The following is a 20,009-nucleotide window of genomic DNA, read 5'->3' as shown; positions in this document are numbered from 1 at the left end:
ACTAGGAGCATTGACTGTATGGAAAATGTAGTTTTAAAGGGTACTCAAAATGGTTATGAAATTAATATTTCTGATACCAGTAGTTTTGATAGTGACATTAATGAATTCAAGAACTTGATGGAACAACTTAGTAGTGGAAAAGAATTAGGGAATGCTAAACAATTTTCTTTTGATGTTTTTACCGGGAATCGGATTCTCACTGGAGTGCAAAAGCAAACGTTAAGAGAGATTGTTTCTAAATATCCAAGGATGAGTATCAGGCGATTTATGGCTGATGTAGTTACTACATCAGAAGCATACCGAATCCGGGACTTAAATAAGGTTTCCGTTATTGGGAGAACCATCAGAAATGGTGAAGAGATTACAGCCAAGGGCGACGTCCTTTTTTTTGGTGCCATTCATGAGGGAGGTAAATTACTTGCGGGCGGTAACGTTTATAATTTAGGATATGTGAGAGGAATTGTGCACGCTGGATTTCCGAACGATGAAGAGGCCATTGTAATTGGCAACTTAAACGATGCCCAGCAGGTTCGGATCGGAGAACAGTTTGATATCGTCAGCGATAATAAGAATAGAATTTCTGAAAACAGCCGTACTGTTATTTACATTAATGACTTACATACTATCGAGTATGGCAATTTAGATCAGATTAAAGACATTAGTCCGAAGTTTTATAATCGAATAGGAGGAACCGAATAATGGGAAAAGCAATCGTTATTACCTCTGGAAAGGGTGGAGTTGGTAAAACAACTACTTCAGCTAACATCGGGACTGCTTTAGCCTTAATGGGGAAGCGCGTCTGTTTGATGGATTTGGATATCGGCCTTAGAAACCTTGACGTGGTTCTTGGACTAGATAATCGAATTATGTATGACATCGTTGACGTTGCCAATGGACGGGTTCCACTGCAAAAAGCATTGGTAAAGGATAAACGCTTTGACGATAATTTATACTTATTACCAGCCGCTCAAAATACAGATAAATCGGCCTTAAAAGAGGACCAAGTTAAAGATATTGTTGATGAATTAAAGCCACAATTTGATTTCGTGTTGATTGATTGTCCGGCAGGAATTGAACAAGGGTTTCTCAATTCTGTTGCTGGGGCAGATAGTGCCATTGTGGTTACCACACCGGAAATTTCTGCAGTTCGAGATGCAGATCGAATTGTAGGGCTATTAGGGAAGCATCCTTTAAAAGAAGCTCCAAGGTTGGTTATTAATCGAGTTCGACCAAGTATGATGGACAATGGCGATGTAATGGATGTTGACGAAATTACCCATCACCTGGGAATTAGTTTACTTGGAGTTGTAGTTGATGATGATAAGGTAATTACTACTTCAAATCATGGCGAACCAGTAGTTTTAGATACTGATGATCCTGCATCAACGGCTTATCGTAACATCGCACGACGCTTGCTTGGAGAAACCGTTCCATTGATGAAAATTAAGCCACAGAAAAAAGGTTTTTGGTCTAAATTCAAACACGTATTTACAAAGAATTAGTTATACTAATTGATAAAGTTCTCTTAGAATTCTTTCTATGGGAGCTTTTTATTTTGGAGGAATTAGTTTGAAAAAAACAATCACAGATGGGGTTCATTTAAATGTTCATGAGAGTAATAAATTCAAAACAACAGCGATCACAATTGACTTTGTTGCCCCGTTAAACTATGCAGATTATTCTGCTAGAACCATGATTTCTGAAATGATGGAAAATTATAGTCACAAGTACGATTCAAAATTAAAGTTGGCTAGAAGACTTTCCGAACTATTTGGTGCCAGTTTTGGCACGAATGTGTTTAAAGTTGGCAATCGCAGTGTGTTGAGAGTGGTTATGAGCTTTGTTAATGATGAATTTACGTTGGATAATTCTGATGTTTTTGACGATGCGTTAACTTTTCTTTCAGAAGTTATTTTTCATCCCAACCTTAATGGTGAGCATTACGTCAATGAACAATTTGAAATTCAACGAAAAAATTTAATTCAGTATCTAGATTCTCTTAATGATGACCATCGTTATTATGCAGCGAAGAGAGCTCGAGAGCTTTACTTTTCCGACCAACCCAATTATGCCAATTCAATCATTGGAAATCAGGAGCAAATTAAAAACTTAGAAAATGAAGCTGTTGTAAGAGAGTGGGAAAGCCTTCTTAAAAACGACGAGATTTATATTTCGATTTTAGGCGATCTCTCGGAGAAACAAACTCAGATGATTGAGACGCATCTGCCGTTTTTGCCCAGAAGGGAATTTAATGAGTCAATGAATCGCAATTTTAGCTCCTTACCGATCAGGACTCAGGTTGAAAAAATTAATGGAGAACAATCCAAGTTTGATTTAGCTTTTGATTTTCCTATTTTCGTAAATGATAATGACTATTACGCGGCAATTGTTTTTAATGCTTTACTTGGGGGAGCCCAACAATCATTAATGTTTCATAATATTCGTGAAAAACATAGCTTAGCATATTACATTTCGAGTAATTATAATTCTACTTTGGGGTATGTGTTAATTGAAAGTGGCATTAACTCGGGAGATGTGGATCAAGTTAGCCAGTTAATTGGTGAGCAAGTTAGTTTAATTCAGAAACAAGAGTATTCGGATCAGCGATTTTTAGACATTAAATCAGCATTGATTGATGGATATTATTCTAAATTTGATAGCCAACGCCGAACGCTTAATGGTGATTTTATTAATGAACTATATGGGATCGATTTGAGCCCCAGTCAATGGATTAATAGAGTTAGAGGGGTTACTAGTGACGATGTAAGTCAAGTAGCTTCGAAGTTTAAATTGCGGGCTAAATTTTTATTGGAAGGAATTAATAATGGTTGAAATTAAGTATGACAAGCTAAATGAAACGGTTTACCGCTATCAATTAGATAACGGAATGAAAGTATTTATTGACTCTAAGCCAGGCTTTCATTCAACCTACGGCATTTTAAACGTTCATTTTGGTGCAATTAATAATTTGATTTTGGAAAATAAACGATCCCGAAAGATGCCGCTCGGAATTGCTCATTTTTTGGAACATAAAATGTTTGATAAACAAAATTATGATTCAAGTGATCAGTTTGGCAAATTTGGATCGGATTCAAATGCGTTTACGAGTTTTGATCAAACCAGTTATCTTTTCAATACAACTAATCATGTTGGTGATAATTTAGATGTTTTAGTTGATTTGGTTCAGCATCCGTATTTTGACGAAAAAAAAGTTCAAAAAGAGCAGGGCATCATTGGACAGGAAATTATGATGTATCAAGATGATCCCGGTTCTAGAATTTATTTTGATACGATCGGAAATATGTATCATAACTCTCCACTTGATCATGATATTGCGGGCACAATTGATTCAATTGCCAAAATTACGACAGAAGACTTGTATGCAATGTATAACCAGTATTATGTTCCAAACAATATGGATTTAATGCTCGTTGGAAATGTCAACGAGAGTGATGCGATTGAAAGGATTGAAAGACTTGAAAGAACCATTCCCTCAATTAGTCAATCTGAGATTTTAACCTTGAAGCGGCAAACGAACGATGCCATTAAGAAAAGCTCGATTATATCAGATGAGCACACTACTATGAATTTGACAAGAGGGAAAGTTGCGGTTGGATTTAGAGGACCTGACGAGATTAGTAGTGGGGTCCAATTCACTAAAAACGAATTATCACTGGGATTGTTTTTGTCGATGATTTTTTCTGAAGATGCTGAGCCATATCAAAAACTCTATTCCAAGGAGATCATAAATGATTCGTTTGGTTATGACTTTGATCTAGAAGATGGTTATCAATTTGTGATCTTTGTAGAGGATTCAAATCGTCCAGAAGAGTTTCGAAAGGCCGTTGAACGTGAAATTAAGAATGGATTAAATGACGACGCAAAATTGTCTAAGATTTTTAACCTAATTAAACGAGAAGAAATTGGACAGTATATTTCACTTATGAATTCCAACTCGGCTATTGCGAATCAAATGGGAGATCCACTAAATGGATATACCAATCTTTTTGATGAAATTCAAATCTTAAACCAACTTTCCGTTCATGAGGTAATTGATTTTGCTAGTAAATTCTTTGACTTTAATAAAACAACTTTGAAGGTTATTTCCTAATGTATATCTTTTTTTAAGGTAACGCGTTGTGATATACTGACAATGAAATCTAAAACGATGGGGTTTTACATATGGATAAAGAAGAAAAAAATCAAAAAAGTGTAAACATTGGTCAATTATTGCGTAAGGCTAGAGTTGACTCAGGAATTTCAATTGATGACGTTCAAAAGAAAACTAAAATTCAAAAACGTTATTTAGAAGCAATTGAACAAGATGACTTTAAGGCACTGCCTGGTGATTTTTACGTTCGTGCTTTTGTTAAACAGTTTGCAGATGCAGTTGGTTTAAACGGAAGCGAGTTTATTCAAAAATATGACTCCGAGCTTCCTGGTGGAGAAAAGTTTGGCTCTTCTGAGGACGATAACGGTGAGGGTCAAAATAACATTAAGGAAAATCCTCAACCAGTTCAGTCTGAGATGCCCAAACAACGTTCTGTTAGACATCACTCAACGAGTCCAGAATCAGGCCCTTCAGGATCTGGTGTGAAGAAACTAATTCCGATTGTTGGAATTGTGGTCATTGTGATTATTATCATTGGCGTCATCTGGGTTGGAGCCGGAAAGTTAGCTCATCACAATTCAGATACTACTTCAAGTACAACGTCTGTTTCCGTATCTTCGGATAGTTCAAGTTCGATGGCCAGCTCGCGTTCGAAGAAGGCCGCTCAGGATAAGGCCAAAGAGGCCAAAACAAAGAATCAGAATAATCAAGGAACCCAGATTGCTAAGGGTGCTAATGAGAACGAGTACAATGTTAAAACCAATGAAAAAGAAACAAAGGTCACTTTAAAGGGAAATGCTAAGTCTTGGTCAGCTGTTTCGGTTAATGGATCACAGGTTTGGCAGGGAACTTTAAATCCCAACCAGACTCATGATGTCACCATTCCTGCTAACACGAAAGAATTTAACGTTAACCTCGGCAATGCCCCCGCTACTGACATCACGATTAACGGTCAAAAAGCTAATTTAGAGAAGCCCGCTAACAATGGGAATGCTCAAGTTAGAAATGTCACTTTTAAAATTACAAATAAACTTTAACCCAAACCTAAATAACGATCTGTTAAAGATAGCAGGTCGTTATTTTAGCGTTTAACCTCAGGAGGATAAACTTTTGAACTTACCAAATAAATTAACTTTATTTAGAATAATTTTAATACCAATATTTTTAATTTTACTGGTTGTGCCAATGGATCTTGGCAGCGTGATGATCGTGGGAACCATGATTCCAGTTACACAGGTTTTAGCTACCGTGGTATTCATTGTGGCAGCGTTAACGGACTTTTTGGATGGTCAAATTGCGAGAAGACAACACCTAGTGACTAATTTTGGGAAATTCGCTGACCCGTTAGCGGATAAGATGTTGGTAATGTGTGCCTTCATTGTCTTAGTTGGTCTTGGCAGTGTTGCTAGTTGGATTGCGGCTATCATTGTTTGTCGTGAATTAGCCGTGACTGGTTTACGTTTAATTGTTGTTGAAAATGATGGTGAAGTTGTTGCGGCTGCGTGGCCAGGCAAGATTAAAACCTTTTTCCAGATGATTGCGATTATTATTATGTTATTAAATAATGCATTATTTAATAACATTAATCTTCCGATGGGCCAAATCTGTTTATACATCTGCTTATTCTTTACCATTTACTCTGGTATTGAGTACTTTTACAAGAACCGAAAAGTTTTTTCTGATTCATTTTAATTAATACAGTTAGGAGTGGTTTGATGAATGCTGAAATAATATCAGTTGGGACGGAAATTCTCCTTGGTGAAATTACTGACACCAGTGCGCCCTTTATTGCGCGTCATCTGGCAAATTTAGGAATTGATGTTTACTTTCAAGACACCGTTGGAGATAATTACAAACGGTTAGAAGCTGTTATAAAGCTTGCTGAAAGTCGAAGTAACTTAGTGGTTTTGACAGGCGGGTTAGGTCCTACCGAAGATGACATTACTAAGATTGTGCTAGCTAAGCATTTGGGTCTTGGGTTAGATACGAATCAAAAAGCACTGGAAAAAATTAATCATTTTCATAAAAATTATCCAATGGAAAAGCCTCAAAATGCTGATATTCAAGCTGAATATATCCACGGTGCGACTGTATTACCAAATGATAATGGTTTTGCTGTTGGTATGTTTCTTACGACTAAAAACTGTGATTACTTGGTTTTACCGGGACCACCAGTTGAGATGCAACACATGTTTACTAAATATGCACTTCCAATTTTGACTAAATTAGCTAGTGGTAATCCCGTTATTGCTTCCAAAGTAATGCGTTTCTTTGGAATTGGTGAAACAGAACTTGAGGACCAATTAAAGCCCTTGATTTCTCATCAAACGAATCCAACTTTAGCAACGTACGCCAAGCGAAATGAAGTTACCCTAAGAATTACTGCGAGTGGAAAGAAAAAATCAGATGTCGATCATTTAATTGATGAAATGATCTTTAAAGTAAACTCAATTGTAGGAAAATATTTCTATGGTTTTGGTGATGATAACTCATTGGCTAAAGTAGCTGTTAATATCCTTAAAAAGAAAGCATTGTCGATCACTGCGGCAGAATCACTTACTGCTGGGATGTTTCAGAGTCGGCTTGGTGATGTCTCAGGTGTCTCTGAGGTTTTCCCAGGTGGATTTGTGACTTATTCGGTTAAAGTGAAAGAGGATGTCTTGCACATTCCAAGCAAAGTGATTGATAAGCATGGAGTGGTTTCATCTGAGACGGCTGTTTGGATGGCTAAAAATTCGAAAGCAATTCTCAATACTGACGTTTCGGTTTCTTTTACTGGAGTTGCTGGACCTGATGAATTGGAAGGACATCCTGCTGGGAATTTCTGGGTAGGAATTTCATTACCTGATGGTGAGGTTAAGACCCGTGAATTTAATTTTGGCAAGGATCGAAATGAAATTCGTGATTACGCTACAAAATGCGGTCTTAAAATGATTTATGATAATTTAAAGTGAAAATAGGAGGATATTGGTTCTCCTATTTTGTACATACTAGTTGACACTAATTTTTCTAAACTTTAGAATTAAGAAGTGAATAACGTTTATGCTAGTTATTTAAATAAATTTTTTATTAGTGATACGGAGGCATATGTAAATGATAGTTACAGTTGTTTCCGCTGTTATCGCTGTCGTTGTTGGTTTTTTGATTGGTCAGTTCACCTATAAGCAGGTATCTGAGAAGAAGTTAGATGCTGCTCATGAAAGCGCAAAAGATATCCTTTCTGATGCTGAAAAGCAAGCTGAGAACTCGCTTAAAGAAGCTAGTTTAGAGGCAAAAGAGAAGGGGAATGCTTATCGACTTCAAGTAGAAAAAGAGTTGAAAAAGCGTCGTCTTGAAGTTCAAAAACAAGAAGATCGTTTGTTGAAACGTGAAGAAACGCTTGATCGAAAGGATAGTGCGTTTGAGAAACGTGATAATTCTTTGGAACGGCAAGAAGAAAAACTTGAAAAAGAAAAGCAAGAACTGACAAAGAAACAACAAAAAGCAGATTCACTTATTGAAAAACGGCAACAGGAAGTTGCCAGAGTTTCTAATTTAACTAAAGAGGAAGCTCGTACGATGGTAATTGATGAGACTAAGCAAGAATTGGCTGATACCCGTGCTCAAATGATTAAAGAGAGTTACGATGCTGCTAAAGAAGCTTCTGCTAAGGATGCTAAAAACTTGATTGTTGAAGCACTTCAACAGAGTTCTGCTGATATTGTCTCAGAGACTACTGTGTCTGTAGTAACTTTACCCAATGATGATATGAAAGGTAGAATCATTGGACGTGAGGGTCGAAACATTAGAACCTTTGAATCATTGACTGGGATTGATCTAATTATTGATGATACTCCCAATGCGGTGGTTTTAAGTGGTTTTAATCCAGTTCGACGTGAAGTCGCCAAAATGGCACTTGAAAAGTTGATTAAAGACGGAAGGATTCATCCAGCACGTATTGAAGAAATGGTTGAGAAGAGTAAAAAAGAACTCGATGCTCAAATTCAAGAGACTGGGGAAAACGTTGTCTTTGATTTAGGGATTCATTCAATGAACCCCGATTTGATTAAATTAATTGGTCAATTGAAATATAAAATTTCATATGGACAAAATGTTTTATCACGCTCCATTCAAGTAGCAAAATTGGCGGGAGTGTTTGCTGCTGAGTTAGGTGAAGATGTTACATTAGCGAAAAGAGCGGGATTGTTGCGTGAGATTGGTCTGTCGTCAAATAGTGGAACTGATGTTTCATACGTTGATGCTGGGATTGATATTGCAAAGAAATATGGTGAGAGCCCAGAAGTAATTGATACAATTCAGTTAGGTGGTCAAAAAAGTGAGCCACATTATATGATTTCAGAATTAGTTGATGTTGCCGATAAGATTTCAATGGCACGACCTGGTGCAAAGAGTGATTCACTTGAAAGCTTCGTTCATCGTTTAGATAAACTTGAAAAAATTAGTAATAGTTTTGACGAGGTTTCCAAGAGTTACGCTGTTCAGGCGGGTCGCGAAATTAGAGTGATTGCCAAACCCGAAAAGATTTCTGACACAGAAGCAATTGTACTTGCCAGAGATATTAAAGATAAGATTGAAAAGGAAATGAATCATCCTGGTCATGTCAAGGTAGATGTGATTCGGGAAGTCCGCTCAGTTGAATATGCCAAGTAAAAGATCAGAGATTATCCTGGTCTTTTTTATTTTGATTTATCAGTGTAAAATAAGGGTATTACAGTAGAAGATGGAGAGTGGATATGCGATTTTTATTTTTAGGTGACACGGTTGGCAATATTGGGGTGGCAACGGTAGAAAAATATCTACCCTTGCTAAAACATGACTTAAAACCACAGGTAACCATTGTGAATGGCGAAAATGCAACAAAGGTGGGACGTGGGATTAATCATGACCTTTATTTAAAAATTATGCATGCCGGAGCAGACGTGATTACTTTGGGGAATCATGCCTGGAATAATCCAGAAATTTTTGATTTTATTAATCAAACCCAAAATTTAATTCGTCCCCTTAACTATCCTGGAAAAGATGTCCCAGGAAAGGGCTACATAGAAATGAACGTTAATGGTAGTAAGGTAGCTGTGATTAACCTTCAAGGTCGCGTGTTTATGGATGAAATTGATGATCCATTTAGTAAAGTGGATGCGCTTCTTGATAAGCTACATACCAATGGGTTTAATATCATCTTTGTGGATTTTCATGCCGAAACTACTAGTGAAAAGAAGGCCATGGCGCTTCATTTGGATGGGAAAATCTCCGCATTAGTGGGTACCCATACCCACGTGCAGACTAGTGATGGGCAAATCTTACCAAGTGGGACGGCCTTTTTAACTGATGCAGGGATGACTGGACCAGATGATGGAGTGATTGGGATGAAGTTTGAACCCGTTATTAATAAGTTTATGACGGCACGTCCTAATCGGTTTGAGGTTCAAGAAACTGGCGCAGCAGTGTTGTCAGGTTGCTACATTGATGTCGATAACAAGTCTGGCAAAGCTAAAAAAATTAAGAATATTTTAATCAACAAGGATCACCCATATCAAGAATTTTAAAGAGGAGCGATGTTAATGGCAAAATCAAAACAAACTACGCCAATGATGCAACAATATCAAAAAGTTAAGGATCAATATCCTGATGCTTTTTTGTTTTATCGAATTGGCGATTTTTATGAATTGTTTAACGAGGATGCTATTAAAGGTGCGCAATTGTTGGAGTTAACTTTAACCAAACGAAGTAGGAAGTCAGATAATCCCATTCCGATGTGTGGCGTTCCTCATCAATCCGTTCAAAATTACATTGATACCTTAGTAGATAAGGGATACAAGGTAGCAATTTGTGAACAGATGGAAGACCCTCGGACTGCTAAGGGAATGGTAGATCGGGATGTTATTCAGCTAATTACGCCTGGAACTCAAACTGATGCCAATGCCGAAAATGCCAAGGTCAACAACTACTTAACCGCGGTTACTTATAATAAAGATGAGCATTCTTTTGGATTTTCTTACATTGATCTTTCTACAGGTGAGTTAAAGGTTAGCTTGTTAGCAAGCGATGAAGCTGTCTTAAACGAAGTGATTAATCTTAATTCAAAAGAGATTGTAGTTAACGACTCGATCGATGATAATTTGATTCATCAACTAAAGGAAATCGGTGTTCTTATTTCAAAAGAGAATCAAACTTCTGAGGTGGGGTCAAATGTCATTACTAATATTGATGATCCAACGCTAATTGACTCCCTTAAAATGTTATTAACTTATATTTCGGACACACAAAAGCGTAGTTTATCTCATATTCAACCAGCAGTTAGATATGAGCCAAGTTCTTTTTTGAAAATTGATCATAATTCGCAATATAATCTGGAACTAACTAAAAACATTAGGACCGGCAAAAAGAGTGGCACGTTGCTATGGATCGTTGACGATACTAAAACGGCAATGGGTGGTAGAAAACTTAAGCAATGGTTAGAGCGGCCGCTAATTAATCGGAAAGAGATTGAGCAACGCCAGAATCTAGTTGGGACGCTCTTAGATAATTATTATGAGCGGAGTGAGCTTTCCGACAATTTGATTAAAGTTTATGATTTAGAGCGACTTTCTGGACGAATTTCATTTGGCGGAGTAAACGGTAGAGACTTGATTCAGCTGGAGACTTCACTTGAACAAATTCCCAAAATTAAGCATGTTTTAAATGACCTAGATACTCCAGAGTTTGATGAAATTTATCAAAAACTCGATGATGTTAATGATGTGTATGAATTAATAAAAGACGCCATCGTTTCAGAACCCCCAATTTCTGTCACGGATGGTGGAGTCATTAGAAATGGTTATAATAAACAACTTGATCGGTATCGGGATGCCATGAAAAATGGTAAAAAATGGTTAGCTGATATGGAAGCTAAAGAGCGTCAGGAAACTGGGATCCATAACCTCAAGATTGGTTATAATCGAGTATTTGGCTACTATATTGAGGTATCGAAAGGTAATCTTGGTAAACTTGATGATAGTAGGTATGAACGTCTTCAGACACTTACCAATGCGGAACGTTTTTCAACACCAGAACTAAAAGAAAAAGAATCGATTATTTTAGAAGCAGAAGAGAAATCTAAAAGTTTAGAATATGAAATTTTTGCACAGGTCAGAGATAAGATTAAAAAGCAGATTCCGCGAATTCAGAAGTTAGCGAGTGGGATTTCACGTTTAGACGTTTTGCAGAGCTTTGCGACTATTTCTGAGAAGTATCAATTTGTAAAGCCCAAGTTTAATAATGGTCATGATTTGAACATTAAAGCAGGACGTCATCCCGTTGTTGAGCGTGTGATGGGGGCTCAAAGTTATGTTCCAAATGATGTGATAATGAATCCAGATATTTCTGAATTATTAATTACTGGTCCGAACATGTCCGGTAAAAGCACATACATGAGACAGCTAGCTCTAATTGTAATCCTGGCACAAATGGGGTGTTTTGTTCCAGCTGATGCAGCCGAGATGCCCATATTCGATCAAATTTTCACTCGAATTGGTGCTGCCGATGACCTTATTTCGGGTAAAAGTACGTTTATGGTGGAGATGAGGGAAGCCAATGAAGCCTTGAAACATGCTTCCGCTAATTCATTGATTTTGTTTGACGAAATTGGACGAGGAACTTCCACATATGATGGCATGGCACTTGCACAATCTATCATCGAGTATATTCATGATAATATTGGTGCTAAAACACTATTTTCGACTCATTACCATGAATTAACCGAATTAGATCAAGAGTTAAAACATTTAAAGAACGTTCACGTTGGGGCAGTCGAAAAAGATGGCAACCTGGTTTTTCTTCATAAAATTATGAATGGACCAGCCGATCGTTCCTATGGGATTAATGTTGCTAAGTTAGCTGGCCTTCCTGATCAGTTGTTGAAGCGGGCTAGCACGGTTCTTTTAAAGCTAGAAGATGATGAGCAACAAAAAAGTAATGATAATCATGCTACTCAAGCTCAAAGTTCCGTTCATAAGGATAACCCAGCATCTACCACGCCATCTAGTTCAATTGATTTAAATGATTCGGAACAAATGGCATTGTTTAAAGTGGATGATCCAAAAAGTGATAAGTCATTAGATAAAAATAAAAGTAAGATTATTGAGGACATTGAGAATACTGATCTTATGAGTAAGACTCCAATTCAGATTATGAATTTGGTGTATAAATGGAAAACTAAGTTAGAAAATTAAGGTGGTGATATTGTGTCCGACATTCATCAATTACCGACAATTCTTTCCGATCAAATTTCGGCTGGAGAAGTTGTTGAGAGGCCAGCATCGGTAGTTAAAGAACTAGTTGAAAATTCAATTGATGCCAGTAGTAGTAAAATTGACATTGAAGTGGTTGATTATGGCCTTAAAAAGATTAAGGTGATTGATAATGGATCCGGAATTGCTCCTGATCAAGTTGAGTTGGCGTTTCGACGTTTTGCTACGAGTAAAATTAATAATAAACGTGATTTGTTTCGAGTTAAATCATTAGGATTTCGTGGCGAAGCGTTGCCTAGTATTGCCTCTGTCTCTGATGTGGAAATGAGGACTTCGGATGGTAGAGAACAGGGGTCTGAAATTAAAATTCATGGTGGCAAGGTTGTAAAGATGGAGCCATCACAGGCACGAAGAGGGACATCGGTCGTCGTTTCTGATCTATTCTTTAATACCCCTAACCGGCTAAAATATTTAAAGGCACCATCTACGGAACTATCTAAGATATCTGATATTGTCAATCGATTGGCACTTAGCCATCCTGAAATTGCTTTTTCTTTGACTCATAATGGTCGAGAACTCCTACGGACTTCGGGTCGAAACAACATGCAACAAGTTATTGCTGGAATCTATGGCAATCGAAGTATGAAGCAAATGATTCCGATTAGTGCTGAAAATCCGGACTTTAAATTAAGCGGCTACGTCAGCTTGCCAGAGTTAACTAGAGCAAGCCGTAAATATACATCTGTGATCGTTAATGGGCGATTTATTCGTGACTTTGGCATTGATCACGCGATTATTGATGGGTACGGATCAAAACTGATGGTTGGAAGATATCCGATTGTCGTTTTAAGTATCGAGATGGATCCAACTTTAGTTGATGTTAATGTACATCCTTCAAAAGAGGAAATCAGAATCTCCAAAAAGAAGGAATTAAGTTCATTCGTCTCACAAACAATTTATGATGCTTTAGCAAAACAAAATCTGATTCCGGATGCTATGAATAACCAGACTTTAAAAAATGGGGTTGCACGTCATAACTCTACGGAAATTTCACTTAATTTAAATCAACTCTATGAAGATCAAAATACACAAAAAAGTTCGATTCCACAGGTTAGTAAGTCAGACTCGATGAAGTCAGTGGCTAATCACAATGCTTATCCAGCTCATCATCAGCCGATTATGATTTATCGAAAAAATGATTTAGATTCGAATTCCGCTCGTAAATTTAAAGCAAAGTACGAAAATGAAGAGGTCGACTTACCGTTTGGTGACAATCAGCAAAGTCCAAATTCGTCTCATGATTTTCCACAATTACGGTATGTTGGTCAAGTTCATGGTACGTACCTAATTGCTGAAAGTTCAGATGGGATGTATGTTGTTGATCAGCACGCTGCTCAAGAACGGATTAATTATGAATACTATCGAAGACAAGTTGGCAATGTGAGTGAAGACGAGCAGAAATTATTGGTTCCAATTGTTCTTGATTACACTTCCAGTGATGCTTTAATTATTTCCAATCATTTGGATCTTTTAGAGCAGAATGGAATCCGTTTAGAGTCATTTGGGAAAAATAGTTTTGTCATTAGGCAGCATCCGGTTTGGTTTAAAGCTGGTCAGGAAGAAGATACCATTAAAGAAATGATTGACTGGGTTTTGAGTAATCAACAGCTTTCGATTGCACAGTTTAGAGAAAAAGCTGCCATCATGATGAGTTGTAAACGAGCAATTAAAGCTAATCATCATCTGGATAAGCGCCAGGCTCAAGCCTTGTTAGATAAATTACCACAGTGTGAGAATCCCTTTAATTGTCCCCATGGCCGTCCTGTTTTAGTTCATTTTTCTAATTCAGATCTGGAGACCATGTTTAAGCGAATTCAGGACCCGCATCAAAGTAGAGATGTGAATTTTTAATCCAATAGGAAATGAGTTGATTGTATGTATGAATACTTGTATGGGATGATTACGGATGTGACCCCCAAGTACATTGTTTTAGATGTTGATGGGATTGGTTACTTAGTTTATGTAGCTAATCCCTATCACTATAGTACTGACCAACAGGTGCGAGTTTATATCCACCAGTCGGTTTCAGACAATGGGATTGCATTATATGGATTTATTTCGTTAGCGGATAAACAACTTTTTGAACAATTACTGAATGTTTCAGGGATTGGATCAAAAAGTGCCTTGGCAATTATGGCTGGTAATGACAGTAATGGTTTAATTAGTGCCATTAATGCTGGAAACATTAAGTATTTAACTAAATTTCCCGGAATTGGGAAAAAGACTGCCCAACAAATTGTGTTGGACCTAAAGGATAAGATTACATCTAATGACGTATTTGTTGGTAGTGTTTCGGTAAATGACGTTGAAGACACTGGAAATAAGCAATTAGATGATGCACTGAGTGCATTACAAGCTCTTGGCTTTAAGCAACGCGAGGTTGATAAAGTTAGAACAAAACTACAGAAAATAGAAGCAGACTATACAACTGATCAATATATTAGTTCAGGTCTCAAACTATTGACTAAGTAGATTAGGAGGAAGTTAATGGCAGATGATCGAATAGTTTCTGGATCAAGTGATGATGAAAACGATGATTCTTTTGAAATGTCACTTCGGCCTCAAAGTTTTGACCAGTATATTGGTCAAGATGATTTAAAAAAGAAACTTAAGATTTACATTCAAGCCGCTAGGCAGCGAGAAGAATCGCTTGATCATGTCTTATTGTATGGACCACCTGGTCTTGGAAAAACCACACTAGCAAACGTGATTGCAAATGAGATGGGCGTTGATATGAAGACAACCACCGGTCCCGCCATTGAAAAAAAAGGTGACTTGGTGGCTCTTTTAAACGAATTAAAACCCGGTGATATTCTTTTTATTGATGAAATTCATCGTTTACCTAAAGAAGTTGAAGAGATGTTATACTCCGCGATGGAAGACTACTATGTTGATATTATCATTGGAAATGACGATTCAACCAAGCACCCCGTTCACTTTGAATTACCACCGTTTACGCTGATCGGAGCTACCACAAGGGCTGGATTGCTTGATTCACCATTTAGAGATCGGTTTGGTATTGTTGAACGGATGAATTACTATAACGATCGTGATTTAGAAAAGATTGTGAAACGTTCAGCTAAAATCTTTCATAGTAAGATTAAAGAAGATGGTGCTCACGAAATTGCGCTGCGCTCCAGAGGAACTCCCAGAGTTGCTAATCGATTGTTAAAACGGGTGAGAGATTTTGCACAGGTGGCCAATCATGATGAGATTGATGTTGATAGCGTTGATACCGCACTTAATGCTTTAGGCGTTGATAAGAACGGATTAGATCGAACTGATCTCAATTTGCTTTCAACGATGATCGACTTTTACGATGGTGGTCCTGTTGGATTAAATACCTTAGCCGCCAATATTGGCGAAGAATCGGAAACAATTTCTGAGATGTATGAACCATATTTGTTACAGATTGGATATCTCAAGCGGACTGCTCGAGGACGGATGGTAACAAGAGCTGGTTATAAACATTTGGGCCGAAAATATCCTGAAGCTAATTAAATTAATTGGAAATTTTATCGACAATTTGGTAAGCTATTGTTAAATAAAGAATGAGGTGAAAACATGCAGAACATATCACAATATGCTGGAATTATTGTATTAATTCTTTTGTTCGTTTTAATGTATTTTATGATGATCAGACCACAAAAGAAGCAACAACAAAAGCATCAAAACACTTTGAAAAACTTGCGTAAGGGTGATCATGTGGTTACCATTGGCAGACTTCATGGAATTGTTGATCAAATTAATAATGAAAAGCGAACGGTTACTTTAGACTGTGATGGTCTTTATTTAGTATTTGACCTCAACGCGATTGCAAGTGCAAGCCGTCCAGGAGAAGATAGTGCTTCAGATGATTCAAAAAAGAAGGATACTTCCAAAAAAGACGAATCAGAAAAAGCATCTGATGTAAGTAATAATTCAAATGATGACAACGCTTAATAAGAGGGTCGGATGAGTCCGACCTTTTTTATTGGATGAACAAGAACGTACGTTTGGGACAGAAGGTGAACTTTTGGAAGAATCAATTCAAATCAATCATTCACGTCGGATTTTACATGTTGATATGGATGCTTTTTTTGCCTCAATTGAGCAACGTGAGCATCCTGAATTTGTTGATCAACCACTCATTATTTCTAAAGATCCAAGGACGACTGGTGGTCGTGGAGTAGTGACCACTGCTAATTACCCAGCGAGAAAGTTTGGCGTTCATTCAGCAATGCCTGCTAGTAAAGCACTTGAACTTTGTCCTAAGGGAATTTTTAAGGCACCCGAATTTGAATTGTATCGAAGCGTCTCGCATCAAATTCATGCGATTTTTCATGAATATACCGACCGAATTGAAACCGTTGCGCTTGATGAGGCTTACCTTGACATCTCAGATAACAAAAAGGGAATTGATAATCCGGTACTGATTGCTCATTTGATTCAAAGTGAAATATGGGAAAAGACTCATCTAACTTCTTCCACCGGGATTTCTTACAATAAGTTTTTAGCCAAGGAGGCTTCTGATTACCGGAAGCCTGCTGGGGTTTCTGTGATCGATGTGGAAGATAGTCACGAATTTTTGATGAAACTTCCCATTGAACGTTATCGGGGTGTTGGGAAAAAGACGCTTCAAAAAATGCAACGATTAAACATCCAAAATGGTTATGATTTATACCAACAATCAGAGATGGATCTTATCAAGAATTTTGGTAAGTTTGGTTATTTTTTGTATCGTCGAGTTCGCGGATCCGATGATCGACCGGTTGAGTATCAAAGAGAGCGCAAATCAATTGGAAAAGAAAGAACTTATGGTCCTGAGTTAAAAAGCCGACAGGAAGTGGAATCACAACTCCATAAGATTTCTGAGATGGTGGAGCAGTCATTAAATCAGCATGAGAAACATGGAAAAGTTTTAGTCTTAAAGGTCAGGTACAGTGACTTTACTACGTTAACCAAAAGAGTTTCGTGGAATGATTTTATGGAAAACGATGCCCGTCTTTTTTATGATTTGGCAATGGAGCTTTTTGATTTGCTTCCTGATGCCACTAATGGCGTTAGATTGTTGGGAATAACACTTACTAGTCTCTCAGACTTAGGGTTTCAAAACGTTAAGCTTCCCTTGTATTCAGATCCTCACTTTGAATTATAGTGTTTGTGGGTTATACTTAACTGTTAAATAATTAAGATTATTAGAGGCTATTTTAATGAATACAAAGCAGCAAATTAACGAAAAAATCAAGGAATATCCGACGATTATTATTCACAGACATCAGAGTCCTGATCCAGATGCGGTTGGTTCTCAAATTGGGTTGGCTAGCATTATTAAAGCATCTTATCCGAATAAAAAGGTTTTGACCGTTGGAAAACAGTATCCAGGCTTTGATTGGTTAGGAAAAGTTACGAAAGCAAGTGACGATGATTACAAGAATGCCTTAGTGATTGTGGTTGATACTGCTAACCAGCCGCGAATTGATGATGATCGTTATACAAAGGGAAAATATTTAATTAAAATTGATCATCATCCAAATGACGATCAATTTGGGGATTTGATGTGGGTTGAACCAGAAGCATCAAGCACTTCCGAATTAATTTATGATTTATTTGCTGCTAATGATGATTTAAAGATGACAGATGATGCAGCTCGTTTATTGTATGCTGGAATCATCGGAGATACTGGTAGATTTAAGTATTCATCGACTTCATCGCATACGTTTGAAGTGGCAGGCAAATTAGACCAGTACGATTTTTCGATTACCGATGTGGCCCAAATTGAAGATGAAATTGATACTGCCCAAGCCCGTTTGGCTGCTTATGTATACAATAATTTGAAAATTGACGACAATGGGGCTGCATATGTAGTTTTGACTAATGAAGTAATTAAGGACCTCAACTTAGGTGATGATAGTACGTCATCAGTGGTTCCGTTGCCCGGTAATATTGGCACTGTGGTTTCTTGGGCGATTTTTGTCCAACAAAAAGAAGGAAATTATCGCATTCGATTGCGTTCTAAGGGACCATCCATTAACGAATTGGCTAAAGAACACAACGGTGGTGGTCATGCGCTTGCAAGTGGAGCTAAAGCTGCTGATGAGGATGAGATTAAACAAGTTGTTAAGCAGCTAGGAGAAATTGTGAAACAGTACAAAAAGGAGAACAATTAATGGGAGCTTCATTTAAAGATTATCATTTTCAACCCTTCATTAGTGATGCCATTCAGGACCTGGGATTTCATAATCCTACTCCAATTCAAACTAAGGTAATTCCAACCATTAAACATGGAAAAAGTGTGATTGGTAAGTCTGCTACTGGTAGTGGAAAAACTCATGCCTTTCTTTTGCCCATTTTTGATGGTTTAGATCTTAATAAAGAAGATGTTCAGGTTGTCATTACAACCCCCAGTAGGGAATTAGCATATCAAATTTATGACAATGCAAAACAAATTGCTAAATTCTCTGATAAAACCATTCACATTGGAAATTATGTCGGAGGAACTGATAAGGAACGCCAAGTTTCAAAGCTTGAGCATGAACAACCACAGGTAGTGATTGGTACTCCAGGTCGAATCTGGGATCTTGTTAAAAATGGTGATCTTGAAATCCATCGTGCTCGACAACTAGTAATTGATGAAGCCGATATGACTCTAGACTTGGGTTTTTTAGATACAATTGACAAGATTGCTTCTAAAATGGCCGCGGATTTACAAATGATGGTATTTTCTGCTACTGTTCCACCGAAGTTAAGGCCATTTCTAAAAAAGTACATGAAGAATCCGGTCATGGATGATATTCCCACCAAAACGGTTATCAATCAGGATGTTTCTAACTGGTTGATTTCGACTAAAGGAAAAGATAAAAATGATTTAATTTATCAGCTGATCACAATGGGTGAGCCATATTTGGTTCTTATTTTTGCGAATACGCGTGAGCGGGTAGATGAAATCTATGATTATCTGAAGCAACGCGGGTTAAAAGTTGCTGAAATTCATGGAGGAATGCAACCACGAGTTAGAAAGCGGGTTATGAAGCAGATTCAAAACCTTGATTATCAATTTGTGGTGGCGTCTGATCTAGCGGCCCGTGGAATTGATATTTCAGGAGTTTCTCATGTTATTAATGATGATATTCCAACTGATCTAGAATATTTTATTCACCGAGTTGGAAGAACCGGTCGAAATGGGATGAAAGGGACTGCCATCACTCTATATGCACCAGGTGAAGAACAAAAGATCTCTGAATTGGAGAAAATGGGGATTAAATTTACTCCTAAAGAAATTAAACATGGAGAAGTAGTTGATACTTATGATAGAAGACGGCGAGCTAAACGTCGTGAGCCCCAAAATAAATTGGATCCTACTATGATTGGTTTGATTAAGAAAAAGAAGAAAAACGTTAAACCTGGATACAAAAAGAAGATTCGCCGTGCTATTAAGAAAAAAAGTGATGAAGATCGTAAAATTGAGATCAGAAATCAAATTCGAGCCCGCAAGAAGCAAAAAAAGCGTAGCTCGCAGCGTTATCAGTAAGAGTCTAATTGACAGTAGTTTATTTTCTGGATATAATTTAAATTAGTTGGATATGTCAAATGAGTGAAGTACTACAGGAAGGTTTGAAAAATGAAAACAGACC

General features: G+C 37.4%; 17 protein-coding genes. All 17 read left to right on the top strand.

Annotated features, from left to right (window positions below; genetic code table 11):
* Window positions 1–18: 18 nt before the first annotated feature.
* The 17 genes from AC6UD0_RS03925 to AC6UD0_RS03845 all read left to right on the top strand — a co-directional run bounded on the left by AC6UD0_RS03925 (window position 19) and on the right by AC6UD0_RS03845 (window position 19,906).
* On the top strand, window positions 19–699 hold the full coding sequence (locus AC6UD0_RS03925; RefSeq protein ID WP_500696078.1) for a septum site-determining protein MinC: 681 nt from the start codon (window positions 19–21) through the stop codon (window positions 697–699).
* Window positions 699–1,502 (top strand): septum site-determining protein MinD, encoded by an 804-nt coding sequence (gene minD, locus AC6UD0_RS03920; protein WP_500694377.1) that lies wholly within the window; start codon window positions 699–701, stop codon window positions 1,500–1,502. Before AC6UD0_RS03925 ends, minD begins: the two co-directional genes overlap by 1 nt.
* Before the next feature lie 67 nt (window positions 1,503–1,569).
* Window positions 1,570–2,832 (top strand): EF-P 5-aminopentanol modification-associated protein YfmF, encoded by a 1,263-nt coding sequence (yfmF, locus tag AC6UD0_RS03915; RefSeq protein ID WP_500708190.1) that lies wholly within the window; start codon window positions 1,570–1,572, stop codon window positions 2,830–2,832.
* A complete protein-coding gene (gene yfmH, locus AC6UD0_RS03910) occupies window positions 2,825–4,111 on the top strand; it encodes an EF-P 5-aminopentanol modification-associated protein YfmH (RefSeq protein WP_500696080.1) in 1,287 nt (428 codons plus the stop codon). The genes yfmF and yfmH overlap by 8 nt, the downstream gene beginning before the upstream one ends.
* Before the next feature lie 71 nt (window positions 4,112–4,182).
* Window positions 4,183–5,148, top strand: coding sequence for a helix-turn-helix domain-containing protein (locus AC6UD0_RS03905; protein ID WP_500694380.1), 966 nt, complete (start codon window positions 4,183–4,185; stop codon window positions 5,146–5,148).
* A gap of 73 nt (window positions 5,149–5,221) precedes the next feature.
* Window positions 5,222–5,803 carry a CDP-diacylglycerol--glycerol-3-phosphate 3-phosphatidyltransferase gene (gene pgsA / locus AC6UD0_RS03900; protein ID WP_500708188.1) on the top strand — a complete coding sequence of 194 codons (582 nt, stop codon included), beginning with the start codon at window positions 5,222–5,224 and terminating at the stop codon, window positions 5,801–5,803.
* A gap of 23 nt (window positions 5,804–5,826) precedes the next feature.
* Complete coding sequence (locus AC6UD0_RS03895; RefSeq protein WP_500708187.1) at window positions 5,827–7,065, top strand: competence/damage-inducible protein A; 1,239 nt, start codon at window positions 5,827–5,829, stop codon at window positions 7,063–7,065.
* A 139-nt stretch (window positions 7,066–7,204) separates the two neighbouring features.
* The gene (gene rny / locus AC6UD0_RS03890; RefSeq protein ID WP_500696083.1) at window positions 7,205–8,761 is read left to right on the top strand and encodes a ribonuclease Y; all 1,557 of its coding nucleotides are present in this window, start codon (window positions 7,205–7,207) and stop codon (window positions 8,759–8,761) included.
* An 83-nt stretch (window positions 8,762–8,844) separates the two neighbouring features.
* On the top strand, window positions 8,845–9,654 hold the full coding sequence (locus AC6UD0_RS03885) for a TIGR00282 family metallophosphoesterase (protein ID WP_500699824.1): 810 nt from the start codon (window positions 8,845–8,847) through the stop codon (window positions 9,652–9,654).
* Between the two features lie 15 nt (window positions 9,655–9,669).
* On the top strand, window positions 9,670–12,318 hold the full coding sequence (mutS, locus tag AC6UD0_RS03880) for a DNA mismatch repair protein MutS (RefSeq protein ID WP_500708186.1): 2,649 nt from the start codon (window positions 9,670–9,672) through the stop codon (window positions 12,316–12,318).
* A gap of 12 nt (window positions 12,319–12,330) precedes the next feature.
* The gene (gene mutL, locus AC6UD0_RS03875; RefSeq protein ID WP_500708185.1) at window positions 12,331–14,247 is read left to right on the top strand and encodes a DNA mismatch repair endonuclease MutL; all 1,917 of its coding nucleotides are present in this window, start codon (window positions 12,331–12,333) and stop codon (window positions 14,245–14,247) included.
* A 24-nt stretch (window positions 14,248–14,271) separates the two neighbouring features.
* On the top strand, window positions 14,272–14,868 hold the full coding sequence (ruvA, locus tag AC6UD0_RS03870) for a Holliday junction branch migration protein RuvA (RefSeq protein WP_500708184.1): 597 nt from the start codon (window positions 14,272–14,274) through the stop codon (window positions 14,866–14,868).
* 15 nt (window positions 14,869–14,883) lie between these two features.
* A complete protein-coding gene (gene ruvB, locus AC6UD0_RS03865) occupies window positions 14,884–15,897 on the top strand; it encodes a Holliday junction branch migration DNA helicase RuvB (protein ID WP_500708183.1) in 1,014 nt (337 codons plus the stop codon).
* 63 nt (window positions 15,898–15,960) lie between these two features.
* Window positions 15,961–16,338, top strand: coding sequence for a preprotein translocase subunit YajC (gene yajC / locus AC6UD0_RS03860; RefSeq protein ID WP_500706850.1), 378 nt, complete (start codon window positions 15,961–15,963; stop codon window positions 16,336–16,338).
* Between the two features lie 73 nt (window positions 16,339–16,411).
* Window positions 16,412–17,533, top strand: coding sequence for a DNA polymerase IV (gene dinB, locus AC6UD0_RS03855; RefSeq protein ID WP_500694390.1), 1,122 nt, complete (start codon window positions 16,412–16,414; stop codon window positions 17,531–17,533).
* 55 nt (window positions 17,534–17,588) lie between these two features.
* Window positions 17,589–18,545: a DHH family phosphoesterase gene (locus tag AC6UD0_RS03850; protein WP_500706851.1), complete on the top strand. Its 957-nt coding sequence runs from the start codon at window positions 17,589–17,591 to the stop codon at window positions 18,543–18,545.
* Window positions 18,545–19,906, top strand: a complete 1,362-nt coding sequence (locus AC6UD0_RS03845) for a DEAD/DEAH box helicase (protein WP_500708182.1) — start codon at window positions 18,545–18,547, stop codon at window positions 19,904–19,906. The genes AC6UD0_RS03850 and AC6UD0_RS03845 overlap by 1 nt, the downstream gene beginning before the upstream one ends.
* The last annotated feature ends 103 nt before the right edge of the window (window positions 19,907–20,009 follow it).

It is taken from the genome of Fructilactobacillus sp. X7R9C1 (assembly GCF_059901005.1).
This window is presented reverse-complemented; position numbering and strand designations above follow the sequence as displayed.

Bases quoted from the DNA above. Each gene is read 5' to 3' on its own strand.
- AC6UD0_RS03845 (WP_500708182.1), top strand. From the start codon at position 18,545: ATGGGAGCTTCATTTAAAGATTATCATTTTCAACCCTTCATTAGTGAT.
- minD (WP_500694377.1), top strand. From the start codon at position 699: ATGGGAAAAGCAATCGTTATTACCTCTGGAAAGGGTGGAGTTGGTAAA.
- rny (WP_500696083.1), top strand. From the start codon at position 7,205: ATGATAGTTACAGTTGTTTCCGCTGTTATCGCTGTCGTTGTTGGTTTT.
- ruvA (WP_500708184.1), top strand. From the start codon at position 14,272: ATGTATGAATACTTGTATGGGATGATTACGGATGTGACCCCCAAGTAC.
- AC6UD0_RS03850 (WP_500706851.1), top strand. From the start codon at position 17,589: ATGAATACAAAGCAGCAAATTAACGAAAAAATCAAGGAATATCCGACG.
- ruvB (WP_500708183.1), top strand. From the start codon at position 14,884: ATGGCAGATGATCGAATAGTTTCTGGATCAAGTGATGATGAAAACGAT.
- AC6UD0_RS03905 (WP_500694380.1), top strand. From the start codon at position 4,183: ATGGATAAAGAAGAAAAAAATCAAAAAAGTGTAAACATTGGTCAATTA.
- yajC (WP_500706850.1), top strand. From the start codon at position 15,961: ATGCAGAACATATCACAATATGCTGGAATTATTGTATTAATTCTTTTG.
- mutS (WP_500708186.1), top strand. From the start codon at position 9,670: ATGGCAAAATCAAAACAAACTACGCCAATGATGCAACAATATCAAAAA.
- yfmH (WP_500696080.1), top strand. From the start codon at position 2,825: ATGGTTGAAATTAAGTATGACAAGCTAAATGAAACGGTTTACCGCTAT.
- AC6UD0_RS03885 (WP_500699824.1), top strand. From the start codon at position 8,845: ATGCGATTTTTATTTTTAGGTGACACGGTTGGCAATATTGGGGTGGCA.
- AC6UD0_RS03895 (WP_500708187.1), top strand. From the start codon at position 5,827: ATGAATGCTGAAATAATATCAGTTGGGACGGAAATTCTCCTTGGTGAA.
- AC6UD0_RS03925 (WP_500696078.1), top strand. From the start codon at position 19: ATGGAAAATGTAGTTTTAAAGGGTACTCAAAATGGTTATGAAATTAAT.